Origin of the sequence: Collinsella sp. LCP21S3_D3 (genome assembly GCF_052118305.1) — a bacterium.
Lineage (GTDB): Bacteria > Actinomycetota > Coriobacteriia > Coriobacteriales > Coriobacteriaceae > Collinsella.
This window is the reverse complement of sequence record NZ_JBQKHK010000009.1, coordinates 65862-80019: the sequence shown is the minus strand read 5'-3', so window position 1 is coordinate 80019 and position 14158 is coordinate 65862. Positions and strand designations below refer to the sequence as shown.

14 protein-coding genes and 2 tRNA genes are annotated in these 14158 nt (G+C 61.6%); all 16 read left to right on the top strand.

The genetic code is table 11. The features are described from left to right. On the top strand, nt 1–177 hold a 177-nt coding region (locus ACTQ1S_RS05910), incomplete at its 5' end, for an IS3 family transposase (protein WP_441547284.1). A gap of 206 nt (nt 178–383) precedes the next feature. Then, nucleotides 384–458: transfer RNA gene (locus ACTQ1S_RS05905), tRNA-Asn, on the top strand. 33 nt (nt 459–491) lie between these two features. After that, a tRNA-Asn gene (locus ACTQ1S_RS05900) sits at nt 492–566 on the top strand. Nucleotides 567–728: 162 nt separating this feature from the next. Further along, nucleotides 729–1118 (top strand): Asp23/Gls24 family envelope stress response protein, encoded by a 390-nt coding sequence (locus tag ACTQ1S_RS05895; RefSeq protein ID WP_187361832.1) that lies wholly within the window; start codon nt 729–731, stop codon nt 1116–1118. Nucleotides 1119–1145: 27 nt separating this feature from the next. Further along, a complete protein-coding gene (locus tag ACTQ1S_RS05890) occupies nt 1146–2807 on the top strand; it encodes a DAK2 domain-containing protein (RefSeq protein ID WP_427794677.1) in 1662 nt (553 codons plus the stop codon). Nucleotides 2808–2817: 10 nt separating this feature from the next. Beyond that, nucleotides 2818–4995: an ATP-dependent DNA helicase RecG gene (recG, locus tag ACTQ1S_RS05885; RefSeq protein ID WP_441547282.1), complete on the top strand. Its 2178-nt coding sequence runs from the start codon at nt 2818–2820 to the stop codon at nt 4993–4995. Further along, a complete protein-coding gene (gene rsmD, locus ACTQ1S_RS05880; RefSeq protein ID WP_154515437.1) occupies nt 4992–5636 on the top strand; it encodes a 16S rRNA (guanine(966)-N(2))-methyltransferase RsmD in 645 nt (214 codons plus the stop codon). Before recG ends, rsmD begins: the two co-directional genes overlap by 4 nt. Then, a complete protein-coding gene (coaD, locus tag ACTQ1S_RS05875; protein ID WP_154515440.1) occupies nt 5629–6126 on the top strand; it encodes a pantetheine-phosphate adenylyltransferase in 498 nt (165 codons plus the stop codon). Before rsmD ends, coaD begins: the two co-directional genes overlap by 8 nt. 68 nt (nt 6127–6194) lie before the next feature. Further along, on the top strand, nt 6195–6692 hold the full coding sequence (locus ACTQ1S_RS05870) for an ATPase (RefSeq protein WP_154515443.1): 498 nt from the start codon (nt 6195–6197) through the stop codon (nt 6690–6692). Next, complete coding sequence (locus tag ACTQ1S_RS05865) at nt 6692–7246, top strand: YceD family protein (RefSeq protein ID WP_154515446.1); 555 nt, start codon at nt 6692–6694, stop codon at nt 7244–7246. Before ACTQ1S_RS05870 ends, ACTQ1S_RS05865 begins: the two co-directional genes overlap by 1 nt. A 64-nt stretch (nt 7247–7310) precedes the next feature. Continuing rightward, a complete protein-coding gene (gene rpmF, locus ACTQ1S_RS05860) occupies nt 7311–7490 on the top strand; it encodes a 50S ribosomal protein L32 (protein WP_022094017.1) in 180 nt (59 codons plus the stop codon). A gap of 88 nt (nt 7491–7578) precedes the next feature. Further along, nucleotides 7579–8595, top strand: a complete 1017-nt coding sequence (gene plsX / locus ACTQ1S_RS05855) for a phosphate acyltransferase PlsX (protein WP_441547281.1) — start codon at nt 7579–7581, stop codon at nt 8593–8595. Between the two features lie 117 nt (nt 8596–8712). After that, nucleotides 8713–8955, top strand: a complete 243-nt coding sequence (locus ACTQ1S_RS05850) for an acyl carrier protein (RefSeq protein WP_154515452.1) — start codon at nt 8713–8715, stop codon at nt 8953–8955. A gap of 3 nt (nt 8956–8958) precedes the next feature. Continuing rightward, nucleotides 8959–9684, top strand: coding sequence for a ribonuclease III (gene rnc / locus ACTQ1S_RS05845; RefSeq protein ID WP_154515455.1), 726 nt, complete (start codon nt 8959–8961; stop codon nt 9682–9684). Nucleotides 9685–9694: 10 nt separating this feature from the next. Further along, nucleotides 9695–13231 (top strand): chromosome segregation protein SMC, encoded by a 3537-nt coding sequence (gene smc / locus ACTQ1S_RS05840; protein ID WP_441547280.1) that lies wholly within the window; start codon nt 9695–9697, stop codon nt 13229–13231. Next, complete coding sequence (gene ftsY, locus ACTQ1S_RS05835; RefSeq protein ID WP_271807278.1) at nt 13231–14148, top strand: signal recognition particle-docking protein FtsY; 918 nt, start codon at nt 13231–13233, stop codon at nt 14146–14148. Before smc ends, ftsY begins: the two co-directional genes overlap by 1 nt. Nucleotides 14149–14158: the final 10 nt, after the last annotated feature.

The window sequence follows — 14158 nt, the reverse complement described above, 5'->3', positions numbered from 1 at the left end:
GAGCAGGTCTTCGGCCACATGAAGGACGAGTTCTTCCGGGGAAGGACATGGCCCGACTTCGAGTCCTTCAAGGCGGACCTGGACGCGTACGTCGCCCATTGGAACACGAGGCGAAGGCAGGTTAAACTGAAAGGGCTGACCCCGGAGGAGTTCCGGAACCAGCCCCTTGCGGCGTAGTTCTTATTTAAGCCGTCCAAGTTTTGGGGTGCAGTTCAGAAAGACTACCCTGGGCGTCCGGTTGATTAGTCGTTGGGGACGTTCTTGAATGACTAGTCGTTTAAGAACGTCCCGAATGACTGGGTCGGAAAATTTCTCAAAAAAGTTCTTGCCCTGAGCTGATTCGTCCGTATAATAAACTTCGTTGCTTGAGAGCATGCACCTATTCCTCGGTAGCTCAATGGTAGAGCACGCGGCTGTTAACCGCGCTGTTGTAGGTTCGAGTCCTACCCGGGGAGCCAGAATTTCTCAGCCCAATCTGCTGGGCTTTAAATTCCTCGGTAGCTCAATGGTAGAGCACGCGGCTGTTAACCGCGCTGTTGTAGGTTCGAGTCCTACCCGGGGAGCCAGATTGTAAAACCCGTCGCTTTTGCGGCGGGTTTTTTTCATACCGCGATTGCTTAACGCAAACGTTGCCATATCAACATTTCGTGTCGAGGATGTAATCCCGCGACCCACCACCTCAACATGGCGCGGTCGTTGTAGAATATTGCAATGATTGCTCCCACGACATGGTGCCGCGAGCACCAGATAAGGAGATTCTTGTGTCTGAGACCATTAACGGCAGCCTGAGCGTCTCGAACGACGTTATTGCCGATATTGCCGGTTATGCCGCGATGACGTGCTATGGCGTCGTCGGTATGGCCGAGCAGCTCCAGGGCGCCGAGAGCGTGCGCCTGCTTGCCGGTCAGCGCCTCCGCAAGGGCGTGCTTGTCTCCGCCGACGAGAACGGCCTTACGGTCGACCTTCACGTCGTGCTCGAGAACGGCGTCAACATGAAGTCCGTCTGCCACAATCTTTCGAGCTCCGTTGCTTTCACCCTGCAGGAGATCGCCCAGATCGATCCCGCCAGCCTTAAGATCGGCATTCACATCGACGCGCTCAAGAGCCGTCTGAACTAGCATCCGAAAACGGAGATTCAAATACTCATGATTGTAAAGACCATTCGCACCTGTTTTCCGATCGCTGCGGCTGCCGTTTCCGACAAGGCCGAGGAGATCAATAAACTCAACGTCTTTCCCGTGCCCGACGGCGACACCGGCACCAACATGTCGCTCACGCTCGCCTCGGTGACCAAGGAGCTTTCCGCCCTTCCCGCCGATGCCGATATGGAGGCCATCGCCGGCGCCATCACCCACGGCTCCCTCATGGGCGCCCGCGGCAACTCCGGCGTTATCACCTCGCAGATCCTGCGCGGCGTGGCCGAGGGGCTCGTCTCTGTCGATGAGCCCATCACGTCTGCCGACATCGCGCATGCTTTCCGTCGCGCCGTCAAGGTCGCCTTCCAGGCCGTCCGCAAGCCCATCGAGGGCACGATTCTTACGGTCCTGCGCGACGTCTCGACCAAGGCCGACGAGTGCGAGAAGAAGAAGTTCTCGGCCGAGGACGCGCTCGACGCCATCGTCGTCGAGGCCTACCAGTCTGTGGCTCGCACGCCCGACCTGCTGCCCGTTCTGAAGGAGAACGGCGTGGTCGACTCCGGCGCCTTTGGCTTCGCCATTTTCCTGGAAAACTTCGTTGCCGCTGCTCTGGGCCGCAGCACCGTTGTCGAGGATTTCTCCACCACGTTTGATTCCGCTGGCTCTGCCCGCGATGCGGCCCTCGGTCGCGTCGAGATCGAGGCCAACGACGACTGGGAGGGCTCGGAGTTCCGCTACTGCAACGAGTTCCTCTTTAAGGCCGACGCCCCGTTTGACGAGGACGAGTGCCTTAAGTTCCTGGGTTCCATGGGCGACTGCGAGCTGCTCGTGGGCGCCTACCCCGACTACAAGATCCACGTGCACTCCAATACCCCCAACCTGGTGCTCGAGCACATGCTGCAGCTTGGCCAGATCTACGAGGTCTTTATCCACAACATGGAGATGGAGGCCCACGACCGTACCGCCAAGATCCACGAGGACCAGCAAAAGGCCGCCGAGCCCGCCAAGGCCCTGGGTTTTGTCGCCGTTGCCGCCGGTTCCGGTGAGGCCGACATCCTCAAGTCCCTCGGCGTCGACGTAGTCGTTTCGGGTGGCCAGACCATGAACCCCTCGACCGCCGACCTGCTGGGCGCGGTGGACCAGGTCAACGCGACTTCGGTCATCATCCTGCCCAATAACGGCAATATCCGTATGGCTGCCGAGGCTGCTGCTTCTGCCTGCACCGACAAAAAGGTCGCCGTGGTTCCCACCAAGACCGTTCCGCAGGCGTTCTCCGCTCTGTTCGCGGTGCTGCCCGATTCCGAGCTCGAGGACGCCGTTGCCGCCATGGTCGATGCCATCAGCGAGGTTCGCGATGGCGAGGTCACCCGTGCCGTGCGCGATTCCAGCGCCTCTGACGGCTCTCCGATTCACTCCGGTGACGTCATGGGTATCATTGCCGGCTCCATCGACGTGGTCGGCTCCGATGTGAAGCAGGTCACGCTCGACTGCATCAACCGCATGCAGGAGGAAGAGGAGGGCGATGCGCTGACGATTCTGGCCGGCGAGGAGCTGTCCGATGAGGCCTTCCAGGAGATCGTCGACGCCATCGAGGAGGCTCAGCCCGACCTGGAGATTGACGCCCATCGTGGCGAGCAGCCGCTCTATCCCGTGATCTTCTCGATCGAGTAGGCATCTGCCCATGTCCGAGCTGTGCTCCGTGCCGCGCGTCTCGGAGCGCTTTGCCCAGAGCAATGCGCTCGACGAGGATATCGCGCGACTCAAATATGTTTCGGGTAAACGTGAGGAGGCCCTTCGCCGTCTGGGAATTAGGACGGTGGGGGACCTCCTTCTCCATATCCCTCATCGATATCTGGACTTTACACGCTCCTGGTCCATCGAGATGGCGCCTATCGGTACGGTGTGCACGATCGTCGCCATGGTCGATCGTATCGTTCAAAAGCAGCCCCGCCCGCGTATGCAGGTTACCGAGGTCTCGCTTGTGGACGAGACGGGCGTGCTGCAAGTCGCTTTTTTCCGCCAGCCCTGGATTGCCCAGCAGCTCAAGCAGGGCGACCGCCTGGCCGTGATGGGTAAGGTCGAATTTGCCTACGGCTTTAAGCAGATGGCCTCGCCGCATTTCGAGAAGCTCGAGGACGGGCGTGCCGCGGGCACCATCCTGCCGGTTCACTATGTGAGCGACGGTGTGAGCCAGGCTTGGATGCGCCGTATCGTGAGCGGCGCGCTCGAGATTGTCGGCAATCCCTTCGACCCGATTCCCGCGCCCTTGCGCGCCAAGCGCCGCCTTATGAGCAGCGCCCGTGCGCTGCGTTCGATTCACTTTCCCTCAAGTATGGCCGAGCGCGATATCGCGCGCGCACGGCTTGCCTATGAGGAATGCCTCTATCTTCAGCTGGCGCTTCGTCTGCGCAACGACGGCGGTATGGTCGAGGTGGTTCCCTACACCCATACCGCGGGTGGTCATTTGACGGCGCTTAGGCGGGCCCTGCCGTTTTCGCTGAGCGACGAGCAGGAGGCTGCGTTCCAAGACATCCTGCATGACATGTGCGATGGCGACCACGTGATGAACCGCTTGCTGCTGGGCGATGTCGGTACCGGCAAGACCGCCGTCGCCGCCTGCGCGCTGGCAGTCGCGGCCGATTCGGGTACCCAGTCCTGCGTCATGGCACCCACGGGCGTGCTGGCGCGTCAATATGCCGATAAGACCGGCCCTTTGCTCTCGCAGGCCGGTATGTCCTGGGCGCTCCTGACGGGTGCTACCCCGGCCGCCGAGCGCGAGCGCATCCATGCACAGCTGCAGTCTGGTGAGCTCGATGTGCTCTTTGGTACCCATGCGGTCCTTTCGGATAACGTAACGTTTAAACATCTTTCACTCGTCGTTATCGACGAGCAGCATCGGTTTGGCGTGGGGCAGCGCAATGCCCTGCGTGCCAAAGGCCCAGGTGCGGACTTGCTCGTTATGACGGCCACGCCTATTCCGCGCACACTGGCGCTTTCGGTCTATGGCGACCTGGACACGTCCATCATTCGTCATCGCCCCGTTCCCGGGGCCGGCGTCTCGACGCGCGTGCTCACCGAGTCGAGCCGCGACCTGGCCTACGGTGCCATTCGCGAGGCGCATGCTCAAGGACAGCAGGCTTACGTTATCTGCCCGCTTGTGGAGCCGAGTGACTCCGCGGACGATTTGGAAGACGTTCCCGGCATTGCTCGCGACGATGAAGGTCGCGTGGCGGTGCCCGTGCCGTTGCACGACACCGCAACCGAGCTCGACCGCCTGCGTCTGGCATTGCCGGGGCTTTCCGTCGAGCGTCTTCACGGCCGCATGCCGGCGGGGGAGAAGGACCGCGTGATCGACGCCTTTAAGCGCGGCGAGATCGACGTGCTCGTCTCGACTACGGTGGTCGAGGTGGGCGTCGACGTACCTAACGCCACCGTCATGGTTATCGAGAATGGCGAGCGCTTTGGCTTGGCGGCCCTGCATCAGCTTAGAGGCCGCGTGGGCCGCGGCAGCGTGTCGGGCACGTGCCTGGTCATGACGCATTCCAAGGGCAATGGCGGTGTGTCTGCTGCGCAAGACCGCCTGCGGGCGCTCGAAAAGACCTCTGACGGTTTTGCACTTGCGCAGATGGACCTGCGTTTGCGCCACGAGGGCGAAATCTTGGGTTATCGCCAACATGGCGGTGTGACCCTGCGTTTTGTGGACCTGGACGCCGACGAGGATCTTATCGAATGGGCCCATTTGGACGCGGTCGAGCTCTTGCGGTATGCTTGCAACCTTGACTCCGTGGCGACGCGTCCCTTGCGCGATGCGGTCGCCACGCGTTATCGACATATCTTCAAGGAGGTCAGCGGAGGATGAGAATCATCGGCGGTGAATGGCGCGGCCGCAAGATCGAAGAGCCGCGTGGGCGCGATGTCACCCGTCCCACGACCGACCGCGTGCGCGAGGCATGTGCGTCCATGGTCATGTCGGCATTCGATTTCGATCTGGACGAGGTTCGCGTGCTGGATGCCTTTGGCGGCTCCGGTGCCCTGGGAATCGAGATGCTCTCGCGCGGCGCTCGCTCGCTCATCACGTTCGAGATCGATCGCAATGCCGCCCGACTGATCACTAAGAATATCGAGTCGCTGTGTCGCGACCGCTCGCGTTGGCGCGTCGTTACCGGCGATGTGTTGGCGAGCGCCTCGCGCGGCCGTGTTCCGGGCGGCCCCTTTGATCTGGTCCTGCTCGATCCACCCTATGCCTTTGGCGCCGAGCCGGTCGAGGAGCTGCTGCGCAATCTTGCCCAGCAGGGCTTGCTGGCACCAGGGGCCTTTGCCCTGTTTGAGCATGCCGCAAGCGATGCGGGCGCTCATCCGGCTGGTTTTGAGACCGTGCGAGAGAAACGCTACGGCATTACCTCGGTTGACTTGCTGCGTTGGGTGGCCGCGGACGAGTGCGACCATGCTAATGACAGCGATATTGACGAGGACGTGCCTTTGGAGGATACCCATGAATGACACTATCAACCGCGTGATCGTTCCGGGTACGTTTGACCCCATCACGTTTGGTCACATCGATGTAATCCGCCGCGCCCGCCGCATTTTTCCCAGCGTGATTGTCGCCGTGGCGGAGTCGCAGGGCAAAAACGGCGTGGGCACCACCTTTATGCTCGATGAGCGCGTGGCGTTGGCCCGCGAGGCCCTGGGCGATATTGACGGTGTCGAGGTACTGCCCTTTACCGGCCTGTTGGTCGATTTTGCCCGTGAGCAGGGTGCGGGTGCTGTGGTCAAGGGCCTGCGCGCCATGACCGACTTTGAGTACGAGCTGCAGCAGGCGGACCTCAACTATCGCCTGGACAACGAGCTTGAGTCCATTTTTGTCATGAGTGCGCCGCAGTACGGCTATATCTCTAGCTCGGTGGTTCGTCAGATCGCATCGCTCGGAAGCGATGTGTCGACGTTTGTGCCGCCCAATGTGGTCGAAGCGCTTAAACATCGCTTTTCGTGACGTTTCATATTGCCTGATGGCATGTGGTAAACTAACACGATGACATGTTACCTATGAAAGGAGACCGGATGCCGGGCGAGAATTTTCCTGGCGACAGGATCGTGAGCCTTGTCGAGGAGCTCGAGGGGCTCATCGAAGAGGCTAAGACGCCGTTCGGCAAGAATGCCCAGATGAAGGTTATCGATGCCGACGTCTTCTTTAACATCCTTGACGAGATCCGTATGAGCTATCCCGAGGAGTGGCAGAAGTCCCGTCGCATCCTCAAGGAGCGCGACGAGCTTATGGCTTCCGCCGCCGCTCAGGCCGATTCCATCATTGCCGATGCTCAGCAGCAGGCACTCACCATTGCCGGTGAGCAGGAGATCGTCCGCTTGGCGCAGCAGCAGGCCGACGATATCCGTGATCGTGCCCAGCAGTACGAGCGCGAGACGCGCTATGCGGCCGAGGATTATGCCGAGCAGGTCTTTACGCATCTCGAGGAGAACCTCAAGAGCCTGACCGGCACCGTTACCCGTTGCCGTCAGCAGCTCAACGAGGGTGCCGCCCAGCAGAACGGTCAGTGGTAATGGCTGAGTTTCCGAGCGTTACCGTCGATCTTTCCGAGCAGCTCGAGTTTCCCGGAGACTCGTATCCGCTGACCGGCAAGGTCGATGTCGCCACCTACACGGTGGGCGAGAAGGAGTACCAGCTGCAGGACGGCATTGCTTACGACGTGGTTTTTACCAATGCGGGCACCGGTGTTCTGCTCTCCGGCATGGTTCGAGCGCACGCCACCGGCGAATGCGACCGCTGCCTTGAGCTCGCCTCGTTTGATATCGCCGGCGAGATCGAGGAGTTCTATCTCTTTGAGGAGCCCGAGGATCCCGAGGCCTACGAGGACGGTTACGAGCTTTTGGGCGAGGACCGCATTGTCGATCTGGGGGAGCCCATTAACGACGCCGTTGTCATGGACACGCCGTTTGTGGTGCTCTGCAAGCCCGATTGCCGCGGCCTGTGCCCCACCTGCGGCATCAATCTCAACGTCGAGCAATGCGATTGCGCCGCCCAGGCCGAGGCCGAATGGGCCGCTGCCACGGAAAATCCATTTGCAGCATTGAAGAATCTCAATCTTGATGAGTAAAAATGTGGTAGTATCGCTACTTGCGCGTAATCGCCACACTGGATAGTTCATAAGGAAGGTCACTATGCCCGTACCTAAACAAAAGCAGGGTCGTATCCGTACCCATACCCGTCGTTCCGCCAACATGAAGATCTCGGCTGCGGCTCAGTCCACGTGCCCCCGTTGCGGCGCTGTCAAGCTCCCGCACCACGTGTGCCCCAGCTGCGGTTTCTACAAGGACCGCGAGGTTATCGTTACCGAGTAACTGTATACTCTGGATACGATGCCGTTCCAACTGGAACCACAATGGCCGGCTCAATGAGTCGGCCATTTTTGTATAAGGAGCACTTGAAATGAGTAACGTTCGCGTTTGTGTAGACGTTGTGGGCGGAGACGAGAAGCCCCAAGTTGTCCTCGACGGTATTGAGGCCGCACTTGCCGCCGATCCCGATATCGAGGTCATTGCTGTTGGCCCCGCCGATATCGTCAACCCCTTTGCCGCGGCGCACGCGCGCGTGGAGGCTCTGGAGGCCCCCGATGTCATCGCCATGGACGACGATCCCATCCGCGCCGTGATGACCAAGCGTAAGTCTTCGATCGTGCTTGCCTGCCGTGCTATTAAGAAGGGCAACGCGGACGCGTTTTTCTCCGCGGGGTCGACCGGCGCCATGACGGCTGCCGCCACCGCCTACGTGACGCCGTTTAGATATTTGGTAGAGGGTAAGAAGCAGCCGGTGCGTCCATGTCTCACCAATGCGCTGCCCAACCGTGCCGGTGGCCTTACGGTACTGTGTGACATGGGGGCCAACCCCGATGTCGAGGTCGACGACATGGTTCGCTTTGCCCAGATGGGTGCAGCCTATGCCCGCGTGGTCCTGGGCATCGAACATCCGCGTGTGGGCCTGCTTGGCAACGGCACCGAGGACGAGAAGGGTTCTAACTTTACCAAGGCGTGCTTCCCGGCTATGAAAGCCGCGGTCCCCGGTTTTGTGGGCAACTGCGAGGGCACCGATCTTACGTCGGGCAATTTTGACGTTGTGGTCGCCGACGGCATGTCGGGCAATATTGCGCTCAAGGCAACCGAGGGCGCTGCCAAGTTTTTGCTGCAAGAGCTCAAGGGCGCCTTTATGTCTTCGCTCGGTACCAAGATCGCCGCGCTGCTCATCAAAAAGCAGATGCGCCAGATTAAAGCCAAGCTCTCGGGCGATGCCAAGGGCGGCGCGATCCTGCTGGGCCTTCGCGGCGTCGTTTTGATTGGCCATGGCGCCACGTCGGCCGAAGCCGTTAAAAACGGTACGCTCGCCGCCGCTCAGGCCGTTCGAGCCGGGCTTATCGAAAGCATTGCCAATTCCATGGAAGGTATCGTTTAGCAAGAGCTCCGTTACGTGGCTCAAGCTATGCATCGTGGGGTAGAATCGGAGCCGTGCTGCAATGCGGCTTCCGCCCGCGCGACACATTGTATTCCACGACTTATGAGAGGATGCGCTATGGATCGCTCCGAAATCTTTGACAAGATCGCCGAGGTCGCTGCCGACGTGCTGGGTGTTGACGTTGCCGAGATCAGTGATGAGACGACTTTTGACGACCTCGATGCCAATTCGCTCGAGCGCCTGCAGCTGGTGACGGCCATCGAGGACGAGTTTGACCTCGAGATCGATGACGAGACCCTGTTGTCGCTCACCTCCGTTGCCGACGCCGTCGACGCTATCGAAAACGCCAGGGAGGCCTAGGTCTTGGCTTTATCTCAACGACTCACGCGCGCTCAGGAAATCCTGGGCCATGAGTTTAATAACAAGGTGCTGCTACGCGCGGCGCTCACCCACCCCTCGGCAGTAGAGGGGCAGCCGGTCTCTGCCAGCTATGAGCGGCTTGAGTTTTTGGGTGACTCCATTCTGGGCGCCGTGGTTGCCCGTTCGCTCTTTGAGTCTTATCCCGAGTTCGATGAAGGCAAGCTCACGCGTCTGAAGGTATCGCTTGTTTCGGGTGCCACGCTGTCCGAGGTTTCGCACGAGCTAGGCATCGACGACATCATCATCTTTGGCGCCTCCGAGACCGGTACCGGCGCGCGCGGCCTTAACTCGGCGCTCGAGAACGTCTATGAGTCGCTCGTGGGTGCGTTGTACCTCGATGCCGGCTGGGATGCGGCGGCGGAGTTCATCCATCGCACGCTTAAGCCCCATTTGGCCTCCGAGCGTGCCGAGCACCCCGCGAACCCCAAGTCGTTCTTGCAGGAGTGCGTGCAGGCAGACGGTCACGAGCCCCCGGCATACAAGCTGGTAGGCTCCGAGGGCCCGGCACATGCGCCCACCTTTACCGCCGTGGTGCTTGTCGACGGTATCCGTCAGGGCCGCGGCACCGGCGCCTCTAAGAAAGAGGCCGAGGGAGCCGCTGCACTCGAGGCGCTCGACCGCATGGGTTACACCACCAACGGTGTGATTCTCAACAAGAAGCCCGTTTAAGCGAGGAACCGTGTATCTCAAGTCCCTTACGCTCAAAGGGTTCAAGTCGTTTGCCGACCGCGCCCATATGACGTTTGAGCCGGGCCTGACCGTCATCGTCGGTCCTAACGGCTCGGGAAAATCGAATATCTCCGATTCGATTCTGTGGGTACTGGGTGAGCAGAGCGCCAAGCAGCTGCGCGGCCAGGCCATGGAGGACGTCATCTTCTCGGGCTCGTCGGCGCGCAAACCGGTGGGCGTTGCCGAGGTCACGCTGGTGCTCGATAACTCGGACCATGTGCTGCCTGTCGACTTTGATGAGGTTGCCATCACCCGCCGCATGTATCGTTCGGGCGAGAGCGAATACCTCATCAATTCGAGTCCGTGCCGCCTGATGGATATCCAGGACATTTTGCACGATTCGGGCTTGGGCAAGGATACGCATTCCATTATCAGCCAGGGCAAGCTCGATGCCATTTTGCAGAGTCGTCCCGAGGAGCGCCGCGTCCTTATCGAGGAGGCTGCCGGCATTTCCAAGCACAAGCGCCGCAAGGAGCGTGCGCTCAAAAAGATTAAGTCGATGGACGAGCACCTTACTCGTGCCCGCGACATCAATAAGGAGATTGCCCGTCAGCTGCGACCGTTGGAGCGTCAGGTCGATCGCGCGCGCAAGTACAAAGAGCTGTCCTCGCGCGCGAACGAGCTTACGCAGATGCTGGCCGTTGACGAGCTTCGTTCGCTGCAGTCGCAGTGGAACGATCTGGAGAGCCGTTCCAAAGAGGGTGCCGCCGAGCTGGAGCTTGCACAGTACCGCTTGGGCGAAAAGGAGCGCGAGCTCGAGAAGCTCCAGGTGATGCTCGAGGAAAAGGGCCTGTTTGTGGGTGACTTGGGCGAGCAGCGCCGTCATATGCAAGATGTGGTCGGCCGTATTAACTCCGATATGCGCCTGCTCGAGGAAAAGGGCCACAATATGGTGTCGCGCCTGTCCGATATGCGCGGCCAGATTTCGAGCTCCGAGCATCAGCGTCGTCGCGTGGTCGAGGAGCTCGAGGATGCACGTGCCCAGCTAGAGGAAGTGACCGGTGCACACATGCAGGCCCAGGACGACGTTGACGCCGCCGGCCCTGCCGCCGCCGAGCTCCACGAGCGCCGTGTTGCGCTCGACAATCAGATTTCGCAGCTTACGCGCGAGCAACGCGATATGCAGCGCGTGGCCGACAAGGCTGCGCTCGAGCTTGCCAAGGTGAAAGACTCGCTGAGCAATGCCGAGGTCGAGGACAACATGTACGCCTCGCGCCTGGAGCAGATTGACGAGCAGCTCGAGGAGGTCACGGCCTCGCTCGAGAGCCGTCGCGACCGCGCCGAGGAGCTCGACGGCGCGCTCGATCAGGCTCGCCAAGCTCAGGCCGATGCGCGCCAGGCCACCGAGGTCGCCCGTGCGGCGTTGAAGGACTTGCGCGCCCGTGAGAGCGAGTCGCGCAACAAGCTGTCCGAGGTGCGCTCTGAGCTTGCGAGCCAAAAGAAGCTCGATGCCCGTATGGCCGATAGCTCGCCGTTGGTGAGCCGTCTGGTAGGGGCATTGGGCGATGACGTAACGGGCCGTCTGGGCGACGTGCTCGAGGCGCCGCGTGAGCTTGAGGGCCTGGTCGAGCAGCTGCTTGCCGGCGATATCGATGCCCTGTTGTTTGATGACGCCGCCTCGCTTGAGCGTGCCGGTCGTGCGGCTTTGGACCAAAAGAAGGCCTCGGGCGAGGCACTGCTGGTGGCGCGTGCTGTGAGCGGCTCTGCTGCTGCCGAGGGCGCTGCCGGTTCGCGTCTGGTTGATCGCCTGTCCGTGCGTTCCGGTTATGGCCCGATTGTCGAGGCACTGCTCGGCGGCTATTACGTGGTCGATGACTTGCCTTGTGCGCTGGCGGCGCCAGTCGTTGACGGTGTGACCTATGTGACGCCCGATGGCGCTCGCGTGAGCTTTGGTGGCCTGGTGCGCGTGGGGCTCGATGCCGGCGAGGCCTCGGGTGCCCTGGAGCGGAAGCGCCGCATTCGCGAGCTCGAAGGCCTGGAGCCCGATTTGGCTGCCGTTTTTGAGCATGTGTCGAACCAGGTTATCGAGGCCAATGCGGCCGTCGAGGAGGCGCGTGCCGCCGAGGGTGATGCCGCCGGCGAGATCGCCCGTCTTGAGGGCGAGCGTCGCTCGCTGCTCTCCGAGATTGGCCGCCTGGAGCAAAGCGCCAACAACGCCGAGGTCGAGCGTGCGCGCATTTCCAGGCGCCGCGAGCAGGCGGCCGAGGCCGTGAACGCCGCGCGCCCGCGCGTTGACGAGCTCACCCGTTCGCGCGACGAGGCCCGTGCGCAGGCAAGCGACCTGGGTCTCCAGATTGCCGAAGCCAACGACGAGCTCGATCGCGTGCGCCGTGACGATTCCGAGGCAGCCGGTAAGCTCGCCGATGCCAAGGTGCGCCTGGCCCAGACGAGTGAGCGCCTGCGTTCGTTGAAGGGCCGCGTGCCCGATCTGGAGCATCGCCTGGAGGGCATTGACCGCCGTATCCGCGGAACACGTCAGGCTTCGCGCTCGCTCGAGCTGCTGCGCCTGCGTGTCGATCCCATGCACGAGCGCTATTCGGCCCTGCTGGAGCGTGCATCTGATTGGGCTGCGCGCCTGCGTGACCAGGCCTCACTCGAGGAGGCAGACTCGGCTTCGCTCAAGAAAACCATCGAGGATGCCAAGGCCGAGGTCTCCCGCGCCAAGGAGCGGGTCGATGCCGCCACGGCGACACAAAACGAGTTCAAGGTCGCGCGCGGCAAGCTCGAGGTGCAGGTAGAGGCGGCCATCAAGGCCATTACCGCCGATGGCACCACGGTGCTTGAGGAAGCGCTCATGCTTCCTGCTCCCACCGACCGCGACGCCGCCGAGCGCGAGCTCAACCAGCTCGTGCGCCAGATCAACAACCTGGGCCCTGTGAACCAGGTTGCCATGGAGGAGTACGAGCAGCTCAAGCGCCGCGCCGATTACATCGAGGAGCAGCTGGCCGATCTGGAGAGCGCGCGCAAGGCGCTCACCAAGATTACCGTGGCCATCGACCGTAAGATGCGTAAAGCCTTCCTGGTGACCTTCGAAAAGGTCGATGCGAACTTCCGCGAGATCTTCGCCATGCTGTTCCCGGGTGGCCAGGCGCATCTGGAGATGACCGACCCTGAGCATCCGGCCGAGACGGGCATCGAGGTCGTGGCGCAGCCGCGCGGCAAGCGCATCACCAAGATGATGCTCATGTCGGGCGGCGAGAAGAGCCTGACGGCGCTCGCCCTGCTCTTTGCCGTGTATCGCACGCGTACGGTGCCGTTCTATGTGCTGGACGAGGTCGAGGCGGCGCTCGATGACGCCAACCTGTCCAAGCTCATCGGCGCGCTCGACGTGCTGCGTTCCGATACGCAGCTCTTGGTTATCTCGCATCAGCGCCGTACTATGGAGGACGCTGACGTCCTCTACGGCGTCTCGATGCAAGCTGACGGCGTCAGTCGCGTCGTCTCGCAAAAACTCGATCGCGAAACCGGAAAGGTCGTGGACGCATAATGGGATTCTTCGATGCTCTCTCGCGCGGACTTGAGCGTAGCCGCGAGGCCCTCAACGAGGTCTTTTACTTTGGCGGCGAGGTCGACGAGGATTTTTGGGAGGACCTAGAGGACACCCTCGTCATGGGTGACATGGGTGCCGAGGTCGCCATCCAGGTCTCCGACGACCTGCGCGATGCCGCGGCCAAGAAGAACCTCAAGACCGCCCCGCAACTCCGTCGGGCCCTGGCCGAGCAGCTCGAGCAGCATTTTGTACCCGTCGAGCGCGATCCGTTCGCCGACACGCCGAGCTGCGTGCTGTTTGTGGGCATCAACGGTGCCGGCAAGACCACTACGGTCGGCAAGATCGCGAGCGCCATGGCTGCCCGTGGCAAGAACGTCGTGATCGGCTCGGCCGATACCTTCCGCGCTGCCGCCATCGAACAGCTCGATGTGTGGGGCCAGCGCGCCGGCGTCCCCGTCATAAAGCGCGACCGCGGCTCAGACCCGGCAAGCGTTTGCTACGACGTACTCGACGAGGCCGATAAGCGCGGCAGCGACCTGGTGCTCATCGACACCGCCGGTCGTCTGCACACGAGCCCCGAGCTCATGCGCGAGCTTGCCAAGGTGGTCAACGTGACGCGTAAACGCGCCGCCAATATGGCCGCCGGCCCCATGCCCGTCTCGGTCGTCCTCGTGATCGATGCCGCGACGGGCCAAAACGGCCTGAACCAGGCGCTCGAGTTTAATGAGGCGCTGGGTCTGGACGGTATTATCATGACTAAGCTCGACGGCACGGCAAAGGGCGGTATCGCCATGGCCGTGGCCGAGAAGCTCAAGCTCCCGATCCTGCGCGTGGGCGTGGGCGAGCAGGTCGATGACCTGCAGGAGTTTAATGCCAAAGATTTCTGCCGCGCCCTGGTGGGCGAGTCCAACTAAGGAGTGACCA